This is a genomic window from Limnothrix redekei LRLZ20PSL1 (assembly GCF_043235035.1).
GTDB lineage: Bacteria > Cyanobacteriota > Cyanobacteriia > CACIAM-69d > CACIAM-69d > CACIAM-69d.
The window spans coordinates 174455-191416 of record NZ_JAZAQF010000001.1 but is presented as its reverse complement, the minus strand read 5'-3'; the positions used below and the strand labels follow the sequence as shown (position 1 = coordinate 191416).

Here is a 16962-nt window from a genome sequence, read left to right as displayed (position 1 = left end):
CTGTCATTTGTTTAAGTATTGGTTAAACGCATATTATCAACAGATCAAGTTTCAATAAAAAATCCTCTTAACCCATTTCCTAAAAATATTCCCTGAAAAGATCATGAAGATCTCTTGAACCGATGATTCAATAATGAACTTGCTGTCGTGACAAAGCCTTGCACTGACAACGCCAGGCTGATTGCAATCAGATGTTTTGACAAGATTTTATGGTAGATCTATTCTGTCTTTCCTGCTGTAAGATGCTAGCCTTGAAAAGGATAGAAGTCGGGAACGTTTACCTGCAACCAAGTAATCTTAAGACCCCGATTCCAAGCGATCGATTCATCAAACCGAGTCAATTGACCGAGGTTACTCACCAAGGCAATTGGTTGATCAACACTGGACTCCCTTGGGGTTGTATGGCTATCTAAGGCGATTTCAATCGAGCGTGCCAGCCTGATTCATTCTTTCCCATGACATCTCGGTCCTGATATCGGCCCCAGGTTCCGAGTGCAATGCTCTGAACCTGTTGGCTGCTCGCCCGTCCCTCTGCACCCTCATTTCCTATGCTTGCCACTTCCACTTCAACCATGGCTGCTCCGGCTGTGCTGCCTAACCTTGCTGCCTCGCTGAATTTGGAGTCCACGCTCAATGACCTGTGCCTATCCTGCTTTGCCATGGATTTGTCACAGCCGGGGATTGAGCTGGCCCAAGCCTTGGAGGCGGATCCCCTACTGCCAGGGGCCGTATTGCTCGATCGAGGAGCCTTTGCAGGGCTACTGTCACGGCGGCGTTTTTTTAAGCATCTGAGCCGGCAATATGGCCCGGAGTTGTTCCTACATCGGCCCCTGCGCGTAATGTATCAATACGCCCATGTGCCGCTGCTGGTGTTGTCGGGCAGCACGCTCGTGGTGCAGGCAGGGCGGGCGGCCCTGGAGCGATCGCCTGACTTACTCTATGAACCGTTGGCAGTGGAATCTCAGGAAGGCTGCTATTGCCTGCTGGATGTTCACCAGTTGCTGGTGGCTCAATCCCAAATTCACGAGCTAGCCATGCAGCGGATTCAAGAACAAACCCGCGCTCAGGTGATTCAAGCGGAGAAAATGGCCAGCCTGGGGCGGATGGTGGCGGGCATTTCCCATGAAATTAAGAATCCGGTGAATTTCATTTCGGGCAATGTGGTTTATCTGACCCAATACACCCGAGATTTGATTGAACTGGTGACGGCCTATGAAGCCCTGTTGCCGGAAATTCCTGAGACCTTGCAACAGTTGCGATCGACCATGGAGTTTGACTTCCTGCGGGAGGATTTGCCCAAACTGATCGACAGCATGGCGATCGGGGCTGACAAACTGAAAAAAACCGTTGCCGGTCTCCAAAGTTTCTCCCATGTGGGATCAGAAACCTTCAAGGCTGCCGACCTGCACGATTGCATCGAGAGCACTCTGATTGTGCTCAACAACCGCCTGCGGGAAGGGGTGGAAGTGATCCGCACCTATGGGGAATTGCCCCTGGTGGCTTGCCAGTCGGGACACCTGAGCCAAGTGTTTATGAACCTGCTGGCCAATGCGGTGGATGCGCTGCTGGAGGTGCAAAACCAAATTCCGCCACTGGAGCGACAACGCTGGCAGCCGACCATCATGATCCGCACCCAATGCATGGACGAGTTACCGGCGGATTTGGCGGCGATCGAACCGGCCTCGATCGCGGCGGTGGAACCCCGCACCATGGATGTGACGGGCTGGGTGATGGTGGAAATTGCCGACAATGGCCCCGGCATCCCCGAAGCCATTCAGACCAAAATCTTTGAGACCTTTTTCACCACCAAGCCGATCGGGAAAGGAACGGGCCTGGGTTTGGCCATCACCCACGAAATCATTGCGCGCCATGGGGGCCACCTCCGACTGCGATCACCCCGTTGGCCAGAAACCTATCCCGATCGCCCCTTTGATTTACCCGGCACCAGTTTTGAAGTGTGGTTGCCCCTCACTGCCGATCTCTGATCGCCCGAGCGCCAACCCGGGCCCAGCGCCAGTCGTCCATGGGCGATCGCGAGCCAAAACTAGGGCGGGCCAAAGCTAGAGCGAGCCAAACTGAGGTTGCCCCAAGCCCACGGGAGTTGGCGGCGGGATGACTCGATCGATGCGTCCCCATCGATCCCCACAGATCCCCATAGATCCCGATCGCCCAACATCTGGTCAAATTCACGACCTACCCCCGGTCGCACTTCGCCTTAAAATCTGCTAAAGCTTAAGCCAAGCTTTACGCCGATCCGGCCAGGGCGATCCCACGAGCGATCGCCTCAGCCTTATTAATTGCGCTCTAGGACAATTGCTATGACCCTTGGCTATGTCGCCCTCGTCCTGCACGCTCACTTGCCCTTCGTCCGGCACCCCGAAAGCGACTACGTTCTAGAGGAAGAGTGGCTCTACGAAGCCATCACCGAAACCTACGTCCCCCTGTTACGCGCCTTTGAAGGACTCGAGCGCGATGGCGTAGATTTCAAAATCACCATGAGCATGACCCCGCCCCTGGTGTCCATGCTCCGCGACCCCCTCTTGCAAGACCGCTACGATCAGCACCTCGCTCAGTTGCAAGAACTCGTCGAAAAAGAATACGTCCACAACGAATTCAACGGACACCTGCGCTACCTGGCCGAGCACTACATCAAAGAATTCCAGGAAGTACGGGAACTCTGGGAACGGTACGATCGCGACCTCGTAACCGCCTTCAAGAAATTCCAAGACTCCGGCAACATCGACATCATCACCTGCGGCGCAACCCACGGCTATTTGCCCCTGATGAAGATGTATCCCCAAGCCGTGTGGGCCCAACTGAAAGTCGCCGTTGACCACTACGAAGAAAACTTTGGCTGCGCTCCCAAGGGCATTTGGCTGCCCGAATGCGCCTACTACGAAGGCCTCGAACGGATGGTGGCCGATGCCGGCCTGCGCTACTTCCTCACCGACGGCCACGGGATTTTGTACGCGCGGCCCCGCCCTCGCTTCGGAACCTACGCCCCCATCTTCACGGAAGCAGGGGTGGCCGCCTTTGGGCGCGACCACGAATCCTCCCAACAGGTTTGGTCTTCGGAAGTGGGCTACCCTGGCGCGGCCGAGTACCGCGAATTTTATAAAGACATCGGCTGGGAAGCGGACTACGACTACATCAAGCCCTACATCATGCCCAACGGCCAGCGGAAGAACGTAGGGATCAAATACCACAAAATCACCAGCCGCACGGCGGGCCTGTCCGATAAGGCGCTCTACGATCCCTATTGGGCCAAGGAAAAGGCGGCGGAACATGCCACCAACTTCATGTTCAACCGGGGCCAACAGGTGGCCTATCTGAATGGCTTGATGCAGCGCCCCCCGATCGTCGTGTCGCCCTACGATGCGGAGCTGTTCGGGCACTGGTGGTACGAAGGCCCCTGGTTCCTAGATTTCCTGTTCCGGAAGGCTTGGTTTGACCAAAAGACCTTCCAAATGACCCACCTGTCGGACTACTTGCAAAAGCAACCGACCCAGCAGGTCTGTCGCCCGTCCCAGTCGAGCTGGGGCTATAAGGGCTTCCATGAATATTGGCTGAACGATACGAATGCTTGGATCTATCCGCACCTGCATAAGGGCGCGGAACGGATGATTGAACTGTCCAAACTGGAGCCGGCCGATGAGCTGGAATGGCGGGCCCTGAACCAAGCGGCGCGGGAGTTGCTGTTGGCCCAATCGTCCGACTGGGCGTTCATTATGCGGACGGGGACGATGGTTCCCTACGCGGTGCGCCGGACGCGATCGCACATGATGCGGTTCACGAAGCTCTACGACGATATCCGCGCGGGCAAGGTGGATTCGGGTTGGCTGCAAAAGGTGGAGGCGATCGACAACATCTTCCCCAACGTCAATTACCGCGTCTATCGCCCGTTGTAATTTCAGAGGTAATTACTCAATCAACGGCACTCGTCAATTACGATTCGGTGCGGGGGCTGGGGATGCTCGCTACAATGGAAACATCAAAGCGATTTGAATCACCCATCACCTTTCTCCGCACTGTTTTCCCTTGCTATGTCTGTGGACTCAGCCAAACTCAATGCTTTGATTTTGTACATTGGTAGCAATCCCTATGTACAACAGTTGGGTGTCACCAAACTTTGGAAAATTATTTATTTTATTGAAGTCACGGCGCTCAGAGAAATTGGCCAAACAATTACGAACTCTGAATTTATTAAATATGAGCATGGGCCAGTCCCCAGCCGAGGTGATAAGGCGCTGAAGCAACTTCAGCGAGAGCATAAAATTCACCTCACCCAATCTCGGTTAGGTCAATATCGGATCAATCAAATCAACGTAGAAGAAACTGTTGATCTGGCGGATCATGCTACTTTATCCAGCCAGGAATTAGAGATTATCGATCGAGTTTGTCGAACCTATGGCGGTAAGTCCGCTAGTTTTTTATCGGAACTGAGCCATCAAGAGCCTGCTTGGTTTTATGCCAAGAAACTGGAGAAACTTTCACCAGAACTCATGCTCTATGGCTTCGGTGAAGATAGCGAAGGACTCTAAAACAGTCTATGGATGTTCGCTTTCATTGTTCTCGTTTAGCTCGTAAAAGCCTTAAACGATCAAAACATAGGCTAGAGAGCTATTGTCAGACCCTACAGGCAGTGTTGGCACTCAATCCCGATTATGGCTTGCTTGTTCCGGGTTGGGATGGGTTGCGAAAAATGCGCTTGCAGGTTCCTGGCTTGAACTGTGGCAAAAGAGGTGGCTACCGGCTCATCTATCGCTCAATGATTATTGATGATGTGTGGCATGTTGTTTTTTTGAGGGCTTTCTTTAAGGGAGAAATGGAAGATTTACCCCATCGAGATTACGAAGCCATTCAAGCAGAGTCCGATGAGATCTTGGTGAATTCTCTGGAATTTGAATGGGATGATTTTCGAGAAGATTCAGCGATTCAGTAGATTGGCGCAGTTTTGCTCCTGTGCAGCAAGGGGCGATCTCGCGGAACCGATCGCGTAGGGTGAGCGGGAGAACGCTTGCGGGGTAACGATTTGGCTGGTTTGGCTCCCACGCACCGTCGATCGCCCCTCGGGATCGCGAGTCGGTTGTCGGCGGCAATGGGACGATCGGGTTATGCGGTCTGGTTCTGGCTGGCGTTCAGGATGGTTAGACCAACCAAGATTTCGTTGTGATAGTGATAAATGATGTTGTCTTCGAGGGTGCTGTCGTTGGCGTTTTGGGGTTTGCGAAAGCTGAGATAGAGAACATCGGCGATCGGGTCATAGCTACTCCAAATTTGGTTGGAGGGAGCCTGGAGCAGGTGGGGAATGGCGTTTAGGATTGCGGGCGTTGCCATTGGATACCTCGTTGGGTGATTTTGTGGGGTTTTGAGGTCAAGAATGCGGTGATCACGAAGCCATCTTCGGGGCTGGTTTCTTTGTAGACAACGACGGCATTTTTCTCGGTGATTGGGGTTTTGGGGTAGTGCCGAAGGGCGACTTTTTCGTCTGTCCAGCCATTGGCGATCAGGTCAGGATCGCTGACGGTTTCAATGACCATATCGAGGCAACCGGCCATGTAGTCGTGGTTTTCGGTGATGTGGGCCCATTGCTGGTGGGTGATGCGAATGGGTGTGCCGCTGATGGATTGGGTTTGGGCGAGTGGTGGAATGTTGGTTTGGCCGTTGCTGGTCATGGATGAATGGTTGAGGGATTCTGTAATTCTTGCAAAATAGCTGGGGTGAGGGGGTGGTCGGAGAGGTCGGCGGCGTGATCACCCCTCGGGATCACGAGTCGGTTGGCTAGCATCAATGGTGGCGGTGCGTAGGGCACAAATCCCATCTCGGAAACCTGCAAACCGTTGCCCTACGCACCCTACGGGGTTTCGGGTGGGGTGGTGAGTTCTTGCAGGATGGATTGGGTGAGGGGGTGGTCGGAGAGTTCGGCGGCGCGACCCTGCTGGAGGGCGACTTGCACCAGACCGTACAAACTTTGGAGGCTGGTTTGGGTGCGGGGATGGGCTTCACCCAACTTCTGCACCCGAATCTCCAAAGCACGCACCAACAGCCGCTCGGCTTCACCCCAACGATTTTGGTAATAGTGCAGCACTGCCAAGTTGTTGAGGCTGGTGGCGGTGTCGGGATGTTCAGCCCCTAGCACTCGCTCACTGATTTCCAGAGATCGCCGGTAGAGGGGTTCCGCTGCCTCATACTGTCCCTGGGATTGATAGAGTCCTGCCAAATTGTTGAGGCTGGCGGCGGTGTCGGGATGGTCGGCTCCCAGCACTCGCTCACAGATTTCCAGAGATCGCTGATAGAGGGGTTCCGCTTCCTCGTACCGTCCCTGAGATTGGTAGAGTCCTGCCAAGTTGTTGAGGCTGGAGGCAGTGTCGGGATGGTCGGCTCCAAGCACTTGCTCACGAATTTCCAGAGATCGCCGGTAGAGGGGTTCCGCTTCCTCGTACCGTCCCTGGGATTTGTAGAGGTATGCCAAGTTGTTGAGGCTGGTGGCGGTGTCGGGATGGTCGGCTCCCAGCACTCGCTCACGGATTTCCAGAGATCGCCGGTAGAGGGGTTCTGCTGCCTCGTACCGTCCCTGGGATTCGTAGAGTAGTGCCAAGTTGTTGAGGCTGGTGGCGGTGTCGGGATGGTCGGCTCCCAGCACTCGCTCACGGATTTCCAGAGATCGCCGGTAGAGGGGTTCTGTTGCCTCGTACCGTCCCTGGGATTCGTAGAGTAGTGCCAAGTTGTTGAGGCTGGTGGCGGTGGCGGGATGGACGGGGCCGAAGCGGCGTTCGGTGGTGCTCAAGCGATCGCTCCAGTGCTGTTCAGCCTCAGCCCAGAGACCTTGCCCCTCAGCCAGCCGCGCCAGTGCTGTGAAGGGCCAACCGCAATCGTCATCATTAATCTCGCCACTGGCTGCCGCTGCTGCTTCCAAGTGAGACCAGGTGGGGCGGGTGCGTGCCAAGTCGGCCAGCGTCACCGTTTGCAGAACCGTTTTCGCCACGCTCACCATTTGCCCCAAAAACGCTTGTTGCAGCGCCCCGCCCTCAGGCCAGTCCACCCGTTTGGCTGCAAAAAACTCCCGAATCAGCGGATGCAAATCATATTGCCCGTCCTCAGCTTTCACCAAACTCAGCTTCACCAACTGATCCCGCGCCTCTTCAAGATCCTCCTCGTCGTCGTTGGGCAAACAACCCAGCACCCAGCCCCACAACACCGGAGCCGGCCCAAAACAACCCAACAACACCGCCAGCCGTTGCGCCTCCGAGTCCAACGCTTGCCAACTCAACTCAAAGGCCGCTGCCACCCCGCGCCGCGCCGTCATCCCCTCGGGAAAATCTCGGTCTTTGGGGGCGATCGCCGGGGCCTGTAACCGTTTTGCCTCCAGCCGCTCCTGCATGGTGGCTAGCGACAGATCCGCCTTGCGCTTCAGGTAGTAGCCCACCAACTCAATCCCCAACGGCAAATAGCCCAGCCATTTGCACAGCGCCGCTGCCGTCTCAGGTTCCGCCGCGATCCGCTCCGTTCCGACAATGCTTGTGAGCAACTGGAGCGCCGCCTCGGGGGTCAAAACCTCCAATTCCAGCCGCTCAACCCCCTGAAACTTCGCCCGCGTCGTGATCAACACCCGAAACCGCGAATCAGGCGGCAAAATTGCGTGAACTTGAGTGCGATAGTCCGTCACATCATCAAAAATCAACAACACCGACTCCGGTGGCATTTCCTTTGCTGGCCAATGGTCAAAGCAATAGCGCAACTGCTTCGGCAAATCCCCCCAATCCGATAGGTTTTGATTCGGGAAAAATGGTCGGGCGAAGTCCAGCAGCTCAACCCCCGCCCGTTCTCCGGCTAGCCACACCGCTCCACCGCGATAGGTTTCGTGCAACTGCCAATAAGCGTATTGCAATGCAAGTTCGGTTTTGCCCACGCCGCCCATACCATCCACACTGGCGATCGCGACTTGGTGATTGCCCGTTTGCAGACGCTGGTGCAATTCCTCCAGCACTTCATCGCGTCCAAAAAATAGCTTGCGTGCGCCCGGCAAATTATTTGGCGGCCCATCCCCAGTTCGTTTCGGTAGTGGGGATGACTGGTGGATATGGTTATGGACGTGCTTATCACGCGCAACGTTATCGCCCGAACCACTGTGGTTCTGCTCGATGCGATCGCCCATCGTCTGTTCAACCTTGCCGATCTTGATCGTGGCTTGATCGTTGGCAATAATGCCCTGCTGCTTCACGAACTGGTTATCGTGAATGTCGTTTTGGCTGCCTTTGAAATTCAGCCCTTGCCAGTTCTCGATCGGCTGTTGGGAATCACTCATGGGTTAGGGGAATTGTCAGGAAAATCGATCGCCTGTTCGATCGCCGTTGGCCAGTCAAAGGGCGCAACCTCGGGAATATCGCGATCGGCCAGGCCCGTTTCTTCAAGGGCCATCAACCGACCGCGATCGTAGCCATCCGCAAATACTTCCGGCAGCTTGGCTCGCAAACTGGGGTTATCGCGCAAAATCGCCGCAATTTCCTGGCGGGCGCTGCGAATGCTCAACACCCACGATCGACTGCGCTTGGCCGGTTGATAGCGCCACTTCAGCAAATGGGCACAGAGCCGCGCAATTTGGCTAATCAACGCCCGCTTTTCCGATCGCCCCAAGCTTTCCAACTCCTCCAATAAGTTGTGCGCGTCCAGTTCGCTCCACTGGCCCTGACGAATCAGCGCCGTTTGTTGCTGCACCCAACCATAGAAGTCGCTGTCGTAGGTAATGGCTCGATCGCCCATGTCCACCGCCCTCGCTGATTTAAAAGTTCTACGTCCTGCCTACTCCAATGCGCTTTTGATTGGATGCGATCGAATCCTCCGGGCTTGGGGCAAACCGGGGCGATCGCGCCTCACATCTGCCTTAAGTTTACTCACTCCCCCAAACAGCGCCATGGTATCGGGGGCGATCCAACCGCTCGATCGGCCCGTGCTATCCTTCAGGCGAGTTGCGAACTATGTCGATCGTGCGGACGCGAGATCGATTTGGTGTGGAAAGCAACACAAACCCTTGGTGTGGAGTGAGCGCAATTATGGTTACGTCTCCTGTTCGGTTGGGTCGCGAATCGGGCGAACTTGGGTTGAACCAAAAACCCCAGGATTTGGAGCAACCAAGCTTGAATCTGAATCTGCATGGGTTGTCGCCCCTGGAAATTCCCGAGAGCGTGCCCCTGTTTGGAACCGACGGGATTCGCGGGCGCGTGGGCGAGGTGTTGACCGCGAGCTTGGCGCTGCATGTGGGCTATTGGGCCGGGCGTGTGTTTGCGGCCCGATCGGGCAAAGGGGCGATCGTCGTGGGCCAAGATTCCCGCAACTCCAGCGAAATGCTGGCGGCGGCCCTGACGGCGGGGCTGACGGCGGCGGGGTTGGAGGTGTGGAATGTGGGCCTCTGCCCAACTCCCTGCGTGGCCTATTTGGTGGAAGCGACCGGGGCGATCGGGGGCGCGATGATTTCCGCCAGCCACAACCCGCCCGGCGACAACGGCTTGAAGTTCTTCGGCCCCGATGGGCACAAGCTGGCCAAGGAAGCCCAACAACAAATTGAATCGGCCTTGCGTCACCACGTGTTGCCCGGTTTGGAACCCGTGACCGGTTGCGGCCGGGGCTATTTCCGGCCCGAGCTGGTGCGCGGCTATGCGGTGTCCCTGGAACAAACCCTGGAGCAAGAGGGCTGGGGCGATCGCCCGTTGGCGGGTTTGAAGGTGGTGTTGGATACGGCTTGGGGAGCCAGCGCCAAGGTGGCCCCGGCAGTGTTTGAGGAGTTGGGCGCAACGGTGATTGTCCTGCACGGGGAACCGGACGGCGATCGGATTAATGTGAATTGCGGCTCAACTCACTTAGAGTCCCTGAAAGCAGCGGTGATTGAGCATCAAGCGGATCTGGGCTTTGCCTTTGATGGGGATGCTGATCGGGTGTTGGCGGTCGATGGTAAAGGGCGCGTGGTCGATGGCGACTACATCCTTTATTTCTGGGGGCAAACCCTGCGATCGAGCGACAAGCTGCCGGAAGCAACGATCGTTTCGACGGTGATGGCGAACCTGGGCTTTGAGCGGGCTTGGCAAAAGCAGGGCGGCAATCTGATCCGCACGGCCGTGGGCGATCAATACGTACAAAAGGCAATGCTCGATCGCGGCTACATGCTGGGCGGTGAGCAGTCGGGTCACATCCTTTGCCGTCACTACGCCGTCAGCGGCGATGGCACGTTGGTGGCGCTGCACCTGGCGGCCCTGGTGAAGCAGTCCGGGCGATCGCTCGCCGTCTGGGTGGATGACAGCTTCCAGAAATATCCACAACTGCTGGAAAATGTGCGAGTTGAGGATCGCGCGCGCCGGTTGGGCTGGCAAGATTGCGCCCCCGTGGCCGAGGCGATCGCTCAGGCCGAAACCCAAATGGGCGATGCGGGCCGGATTTTGGTGCGGGCTTCGGGCACGGAGCCGGTGATTCGCGTGATGGTGGAAGCGGCCGAGGCGGATTTGGTGCGCCATTGGGCCGATCGCCTGGCCGCCGTGGTGCGATCGCACTTGAGCTAGGTTTCCAACGCTCGATCGGGTGGGTTAATCCGGGCGATCGACCCACCCATTTCCTGTTGGTTTTTGGGGCGGGTTGTTGCATCAACCTTGAAGCCGCCGATCTGCCCAGCATCCTCCAATTTAGTCCAGTTGATTCAATCCTGAAAACCCTTGATTCAACAAAATTCAACCCAAAATTCAGCAACCAAAGTCTCATTAATACTTAAATTTTTAAAGTCGAAAACTTAAAATTCCAAAATCAAAATCATCAAAGATTACAAAAAATCTCCTCATTTTTATTGATTGGGTTAGCGCTTAACAGATCAACATATTTCCTGTGCAATCGGGCAGGTAATGCCTATCTTAATGGGAGTAGTTGTTCTGGATTTGAAATGATATTTTTCCAGCTCAAGATTGCACAACAGAGACCGCATCAAACCCAGCGCCAAGCTAGCTCTATGAATTGGCAGCGGCTAGGGGAGTTCGTGGGCGGCCGTTGGGTTGTTGGGTTTATGTTGGGACTGGCGATCGCACTGCTGACGGCAACGGGACTGTGGGCCGCGCCACCTCCACCCGACTATTACCCCTTTCCCTTGAATGGTCGTTGGGAATATACCACGACCCACGCAGCACAGGGCACAACAGGCAACTTGCTAATCAAGGTAATTGGGGCCGATCGCGACGGCTCGCAAATGCGCTACACCACTGAGCAAGATTTAGGATTTGGGCCGTCTAATTTGCTCTATCTCAAGGGAGAAGGTTGGGTCAAGGAAATTAAGTTTGTGTTGGCTCGTAATGGCATGACCAACGAAACGGTTAATGATCCAATCAAGCCCATTTTGAAAAATCCACCGAAGGTGGGCGATCAATGGTCTTGGACTGGTCAGCAGGTGGGTGCAGCCACCGCGAACGCCTCCGAGTCCTACAAGGCAGCGGCGGCGGAAGAAGTCACGGTTCCAGCGGGCAAATTTAATACAATTCGGGTGGAAATTACGGGAGAAAAAGCGGGAACAGCATTCCGCAAGGTGATGTGGTATGCCGATCGTGTTGGGCCAGTGAAGTGGCAAATTTGGGATGCCAGCAATGCGCTGCAAACCACCACGGAATTGAAGCGATACGAATTTCCCAAGGCTTCCTAGCCTTGCCCGATGACAGATTTGGAAGCCGCAATACGGGGCGATCGGGGGATTGAATGGTCATTATCCCCCTCGCCGTCAATTATTACGGGTCTGCGATCGTGCCCCAGCTTTTTGCCTACCTTTGTTGCGATCGGGATCCGGGAGACAACTATGCTCGATCGACTGAGATAGCAAAGCCATGAAATTAGTTTTCATGTGCGAATTTCTATTGATCAATTACTGGGGAAATTTCTGAAGTTGCAATAAATTTATAGGACTCTGGCAAAGTACCACGCCAAAGATATTGAGTTAACATCCGTCCGGCGGCCGGTTCTTGGTCTGCTTGCTTCGGAAAGGGTAATCGCAAAGCCTCGTAGAGCAAACCACGATAAAGATCAAAACTCGCTTCGATCAAGTCGCCATAGGTTTTGGCCGCTGCGATCGCCCAGTGATAGGCAAAGCAAATTGAGAACAGGGCGATTAGTGCTGCCCACCAAGCCCAAAACGCCCAAATAAAAAATAACCAGCTCCAAATCCACAACCGAGCCATGGCATTCAGCTCGGCCCGCGCGGCCTGTAAATCTGCTTTGGCTGACTCGGGCAGCAACAGCCACAATCGCGGCCAACAAATCACCGCATCCAACCCATATTTATCGAGCGATCGCAACTCCGCCGCCCGCAAAATATTCCCAAATCGGGTCGGCATCAAATCGCTTTTAGGAAACTCTTCTAAGCGATCTTGAAGCTGAATATACTGGCTGTGTAATTCTGAATTGGGTTGCTGCTTGTAGGCCTTGGCAACCTTGCTCCACTGCTGATAGATTTTCTTGCGACTTGCTATCTGCTTGGCAACCAACTGTCTCCGTTGATGCCTAAACACTGAAGGCCAATAGCCTTCTAGTCCACGCAACGCGGCGAGCTGAAACCGTTCGACTACCATCGAAGATGCAATCGCACCGGCTAACACAACAATTAAAAAAGCAATTTGAATCGCTTCCGATTGGCCATTCAGGGCATCCAGTACAGACCGCCAGCCAAAGCGGAAAATGGCAGCAGCCAAGCCACCTGCCCAAAAGATAATTGAAGAAGTGAGCAATCTAGGCAGCCATTCTTCGGCAACTTTACCGCCTGCTCCTTCGAGAACCTTGGCAATCATGGCTGCTTCTGTAAACGAAGAGTGAGTTTCTCTTGATCATGGGGGCAGGTGAGCTGTTGTCCCAGCAAGTCTGCATCAACATCTTCCTCTGCAATGCTGTGGCCGCATTTCTTGCAGAAATATTCGTAGAAGGCAATGCTCATTCGATCGCCTGCTAGTCCGTCATAGCTTCTTGGGTCAACTTGATCTGATTGAACTTGAAATTGCTTGAGCCAAGTTTTTGTAGTTGCTTGGGCTTCTAGAATTTCCTCGATCGCCTCACTAGCTTGCAAAAGTTGTAATTGATCGGCAGTAGCTAGATTGGCTGGGAGTGATTCCAGAGTTTCCGATAATTTCCGATGAATATCTGCCGACTCAGAATCTGAGACCGCGCATGTTTGACAAAAATCATTGAGATTGGCTCGCAGGTGTCGAATTAAAAGCTGGTCGTAGCTCATGACTAAAGTTGCTTGAGAAAAATATTGACTGATATTGGGAGTGTCAGGATTTCACCAGAATTCCGACTAAAGCCCGCAGTAGCTCATCCAAATCATTAGGAACACGATACATATTCAGATCTTGCGTCACTGTTTTCTGCTGGGCATTCAAAACAGAAAACTGCCAGACTCGCCCTATGGAAACGGCTCCCCATAGCTCATTGCTGAAGTTGTTGGCGGTTCTACTTTCCCGCTGAGTTTCTTCATGAATTGCGATGAGTTCAACAGCCAGTTGCTTAAATCCTCGCTCAAGATTCTCATCCTTAGCTTCAACCACCAGTAGTTGATCTGTTGACTGCAAGAGATAGTCAATTGAGCCACGAAGCTGTGGGCTAACATCCACAGTGTAATTGACTCGAATTTGGCTGTGGGTGCTGATGGCTAATTCCAGCAAGATCGGAGAAATCAAGAACTCACGCCGGGCTATTTCATTGTCGGTTGAAATCAGTGGCAATGTTTTCTTGATGTGATTCTTGATTGACTCTGGATCTAGATTAATTTGATTACTTGTCGGCAATTCCAGTTCTCTTTTCTCAAACTGATATCCGAAGTAATTCAGAATTTCTTCAGGATAGGCGTTGAGTTTAAAGTAATCGGAGAATGCACAGCTTTCTGGTAGATGAATTGAGCGAATCATCTGAATTAACCACGCAAAAGACTCTCAAATGATGGTCTGGGTGATGCTTCAAATTATAAGCCGGTGTAGCTGAAGCCTGCCCAATGGTAAGGATGGTCTTTGTTTCCTGCGGGGGTTAGGCCTGTTTCTTGAGAGATGGCGCTGCGTTTGGTGTCGCGGAACCATTGTTGGGCTTGGTGGAGAGCGTCGGGTGGAGTGAGGTGGTGGTTGCGCCAGAGGTCGTAGAACTTGGTGAGCAAGATCGCGGTGCTGAGGTCGCTCACGGCCCAGAGGGAGGCGATCGCCCCGGCCACGCCTGCTTGCAACAATCCGACGGGCAAGCCGATCGCCTCGTCGGCTAAGTCCAGGCCGGGGAGGCCTGTTTCGCAGGCGGAAAGGACGGCTAGCCGGATGCCGTGTTTATCGCCTTCGGTGAGCTTGAGGTTAAACAGCTCGCGCAGGGTCAGCAGGTCATCGTTCATCAGCAGTCCGCTGTTGAGGGGTTCGTTGAAGTTGGCGGTTCCGTGGCAGGAGAAATGGACGATCGCCTGTTGACCCAGGTTGGCAGCGACGGTGGCGGTAGTGGCTTTTTCGTGCCGTAGGACGGTGGGGCGGGGGAAGGTTTTGACGGCGGCCAGGACTTCCCGTTCGGAGCTGGGGAGATCTTGGCGGGGATTGTCGATCGCCAGGATTGAATCGAGGTGGCTGTCGGGGAATCGCTGGGCGATCGCGCGGGCGGCCACAAGGGATTGGGCGTTGGGGGTGTAGGTGAAGGTCAGCTCATCGAGGGCATAGCGGCGGCCGGTGGGGCGGTTGGGGTCGGGTGTCCAGGCGGCATGGAGGGGCAACAACCCGAGCAAGCCGGTGGGAATCAGGATTGCTTGGGTGTGGTTGTGCTGTTTGAGGCGATCGATTAGGGGAGCCATCAGGTTGTCCCACAGTTGGCGGGTTCCCTGGTCGATCGCCTCCAGCCAGCCGGGGAAGTCGTTGCGTTGATTTTGGGAGGCGTTGAGCCAGGTTTGCACCAAGTCGGTGAGGGTGGCTTCGGGGAACGCATCGAGCCACAGGGGGTCGATCGCCTGGGGAGTGGCGATTAGGGCGAGGCTGCCGTTGGGGGTGGGAATCAGGTAGACGGTGGGTGCTTCGGTGCTGAGGTTTTGTTGAATTTCGGTGAGGCTGGGTGCTTGCAGGAAGGTTTCATAGCCGGGAACTTGGCGAATTTGGGCGATCGCCTCGGTCAAGTCCTGGCGGAGTCTTTGGGCTTCGTTGCGGTGTTGTTCGGGGGTGATGGCTTGGCGATCGCGGACTTGCTGTTCGCGTTGGAGGCTTTCCAGGTTTTGCAGTTGGTTGGTGATGTCGCGATAGCGATCGAATAGGTCGGGGCGCTGTTGTTGGAGTTGTGCGAGGTCAGCGCGATCGCGTTGGAGTCGTTCGCTGAGGCCCCGGGCGCGGCCCCGTTCGATCGTTTCGAGTGCCTTGGCGAGTTGACCGGCTTTGGCGTAGGCATAGGCCGCACGGCGGGGCAGGTCGGCGGTTGCTTTGAGTTCACCGGCTTGGCTGTCGAGCAGGGTGCAGGCTTGGTATAGATCTTCCGCAGCACCCAGGGCTTGCCCATAGGCTGAGATCGCAGCATCCCAGTTTTGCAACTCACTTTGAAGATTACCGAGCGATCGAGAAGTCAAACGACATTCTTTAGGAAATGCCTCGCGGGTATAGACTTCCAGCGCCCGTTCGTAGGCGGCGATCGCTAGCTCCAGGTTGTCAGCACGCTCCCCTCGGATGCGATCTCGGTAAGCAGTTGCCAGGTTGTTTTGGGTCATAGCCCAATCTTGAGGAAATGCCTCGCGGGTTCTGACTTCCAGTGCCCGTTCGTAGGCGGAGATCGCTAGTTCCAGGTTGTCGGCGCGCTCCCCTCGGATGCGATTGCTGTAAGCATTTCCCAGGTTGTTTTGGGTCGTTGCCCAATCTTGAGGAAAGGCATCGCGGGTCAAGACTTCCAGTGCCCGTTCGTAGGCGGCGATCGCTAGCTCCAGGTTGTCAGCACGCTCCCCTCGGATGCGATCGCGGTAAGCATTTCCCAGGTTGTTTTGGGTCGTTGCCCAATCTTGAGGAAAGGCATCGCGGGTATAGACTTCCAGCGCCCGTTCGTAGGAGGAGATCGCTAGCTCCAGGTTGTCCGACCGCTCCCCTCGGATGCGATCGCGGTAAGCATTTCCCAGGTTGTTTTGGGTCGTTGCCCAATCTTGAGGAAAGGCATCGCGGGTATAGACTTCCAGTGCCCGTTCGTAGGCGGCGATTGCTAGCTCCAGGTTGTCCGCCCGCTCCCCTCGGATGCGATCACGGTAAGCATTTCCCAGGTTGTTTTGGGTCGCTGCCCAATCTTCAGGAAAAGCATCGCGGGTTCTGACTTCCAGCGCCCGTTCGTAGGCGGTGATTGCCCGCTCCAGGTTGTCCGACCGCTCCCCTCGGATGCGATCGCGGTAAGCAGTTGCCAAGTTGTTTTGGGTTGCTGCCCAATTTTCAGGAAAGGCATCGCGGGTTCTGACTTCCAGCGCTCGTTCGTAGGCGGCGATCGCTAGTTCCAGGTTGTCCGCCCGCTCCCCTCGGATACGAGAGCCGTAAGCAGTTGCCAAGTTGTTTTGGGTCATTGCCCATTGTTCAGGAAACGCATCGCGGGTTCTGACTTCCAGCGCCCGTTCGTAGGCGGTGATTGCCCGCTCCAGATTGTCCGCCCGCTCCCCCCGGATGCGATTGCTGTAAACAATTGCCAGGTTGTTTTGGGTCGTTGCCCATTGTTCAGGAAAGGCATCGCGAGTATAGACTTCCAGTGCCCATCCGGAGGCAGCGATCGCCTGCTCCAGGTTGTCCGCCCGCTCCCCTCGGATACGAGAGCCGTAAGCAGTTGCCAAGTTGTTTTGGGTCATTGCCCATTGTTCAGGAAACGCATCGCGGGTTCTGACTTCCAGCGCCCGTTCGTAGGCGGTGATTGCCCGCTCCAGATTGTCTGCCCGCTCCCCTCGGATGCGATCGTTGTAGGCCAGTCCCAGGTTGTTTTGAGTCGCTGCCCAAT

15 protein-coding genes are annotated in these 16962 nt (G+C 55.2%); 6 read left to right on the top strand and 9 right to left on the bottom strand.

All coding sequences use genetic code 11. The features are described from left to right. The first annotated feature begins 548 nt into the window (after positions 1-548). Complete coding sequence (locus VPK24_RS00810; RefSeq protein ID WP_393009845.1) at positions 549-1985, top strand: sensor histidine kinase; 1437 nt, start codon at positions 549-551, stop codon at positions 1983-1985. A gap of 59 nt (positions 1986-2044) precedes the next feature. Here VPK24_RS00810 and VPK24_RS00805 read toward each other — a convergent pair whose 3' ends face one another. Next, positions 2045-2209, bottom strand: coding sequence for a hypothetical protein (locus VPK24_RS00805; RefSeq protein WP_393009843.1), 165 nt, complete (start codon positions 2207-2209; stop codon positions 2045-2047). Positions 2210-2318: 109 nt separating this feature from the next. Here VPK24_RS00805 and VPK24_RS00800 point away from each other — a divergent pair, with 109 nt between their 5' ends. The 3 genes from VPK24_RS00800 (at position 2319) to VPK24_RS00790 (ending at position 4942) form a co-directional block, all read left to right on the top strand. Then, positions 2319-3908, top strand: a complete 1590-nt coding sequence (locus VPK24_RS00800) for a glycoside hydrolase family 57 protein (RefSeq protein ID WP_393009841.1) — start codon at positions 2319-2321, stop codon at positions 3906-3908. Positions 3909-4043: 135 nt separating this feature from the next. Further along, positions 4044-4541: a Panacea domain-containing protein gene (locus tag VPK24_RS00795; protein ID WP_393009839.1), complete on the top strand. Its 498-nt coding sequence runs from the start codon at positions 4044-4046 to the stop codon at positions 4539-4541. Positions 4542-4549: 8 nt separating this feature from the next. Next, the gene (locus VPK24_RS00790; RefSeq protein WP_393009837.1) at positions 4550-4942 is read left to right on the top strand and encodes a hypothetical protein; all 393 of its coding nucleotides are present in this window, start codon (positions 4550-4552) and stop codon (positions 4940-4942) included. Between the two features lie 170 nt (positions 4943-5112). On the opposite strand, the gene VPK24_RS00785 is transcribed toward VPK24_RS00790, so the two are convergent. The 4 genes from VPK24_RS00785 to VPK24_RS00770 form a co-directional block, all read right to left on the bottom strand. Continuing rightward, positions 5113-5337, bottom strand: a complete 225-nt coding sequence (locus VPK24_RS00785) for a DUF2283 domain-containing protein (protein ID WP_190354410.1) — start codon at positions 5335-5337, stop codon at positions 5113-5115. Further along, entirely contained in the window at positions 5316-5675 is a 360-nt protein-coding gene (locus VPK24_RS00780; RefSeq protein WP_190528785.1) for a PBECR2 nuclease fold domain-containing protein, read from the bottom strand. Before VPK24_RS00780 ends, VPK24_RS00785 begins: the two co-directional genes overlap by 22 nt. A 179-nt stretch (positions 5676-5854) precedes the next feature. Continuing rightward, positions 5855-8305 (bottom strand): tetratricopeptide repeat protein, encoded by a 2451-nt coding sequence (locus tag VPK24_RS00775; protein ID WP_393009835.1) that lies wholly within the window; start codon positions 8303-8305, stop codon positions 5855-5857. Further along, positions 8302-8760, bottom strand: coding sequence for a DUF29 domain-containing protein (locus VPK24_RS00770; RefSeq protein ID WP_393009833.1), 459 nt, complete (start codon positions 8758-8760; stop codon positions 8302-8304). Before VPK24_RS00770 ends, VPK24_RS00775 begins: the two co-directional genes overlap by 4 nt. Before the next feature lie 290 nt (positions 8761-9050). On the opposite strand from VPK24_RS00770, the gene glmM reads away from it, so the two are divergent. Together glmM and VPK24_RS00760 are read left to right on the top strand one after the other, a co-directional pair. Beyond that, entirely contained in the window at positions 9051-10547 is a 1497-nt protein-coding gene (glmM, locus tag VPK24_RS00765; RefSeq protein WP_393009831.1) for a phosphoglucosamine mutase, read from the top strand. A gap of 437 nt (positions 10548-10984) precedes the next feature. Continuing rightward, complete coding sequence (locus tag VPK24_RS00760; RefSeq protein WP_393009829.1) at positions 10985-11665, top strand: TapB family protein; 681 nt, start codon at positions 10985-10987, stop codon at positions 11663-11665. 205 nt (positions 11666-11870) lie between these two features. On the opposite strand, the gene VPK24_RS00755 is transcribed toward VPK24_RS00760, so the two are convergent. From VPK24_RS00755 to VPK24_RS00740, 4 genes are all read right to left on the bottom strand, one after another. Then, a complete protein-coding gene (locus VPK24_RS00755; protein WP_393009827.1) occupies positions 11871-12800 on the bottom strand; it encodes a hypothetical protein in 930 nt (309 codons plus the stop codon). After that, positions 12797-13237 carry a hypothetical protein gene (locus tag VPK24_RS00750; protein WP_393009825.1) on the bottom strand — a complete coding sequence of 147 codons (441 nt, stop codon included), beginning with the start codon at positions 13235-13237 and terminating at the stop codon, positions 12797-12799. The genes VPK24_RS00755 and VPK24_RS00750 overlap by 4 nt, the downstream gene beginning before the upstream one ends. 43 nt (positions 13238-13280) lie before the next feature. After that, entirely contained in the window at positions 13281-13913 is a 633-nt protein-coding gene (locus tag VPK24_RS00745; protein ID WP_393009823.1) for a hypothetical protein, read from the bottom strand. A 53-nt stretch (positions 13914-13966) separates the two neighbouring features. Further along, on the bottom strand, positions 13967-16962 hold a 2996-nt coding region (locus tag VPK24_RS00740; protein WP_393009821.1), incomplete at its 5' end, for a CHAT domain-containing tetratricopeptide repeat protein.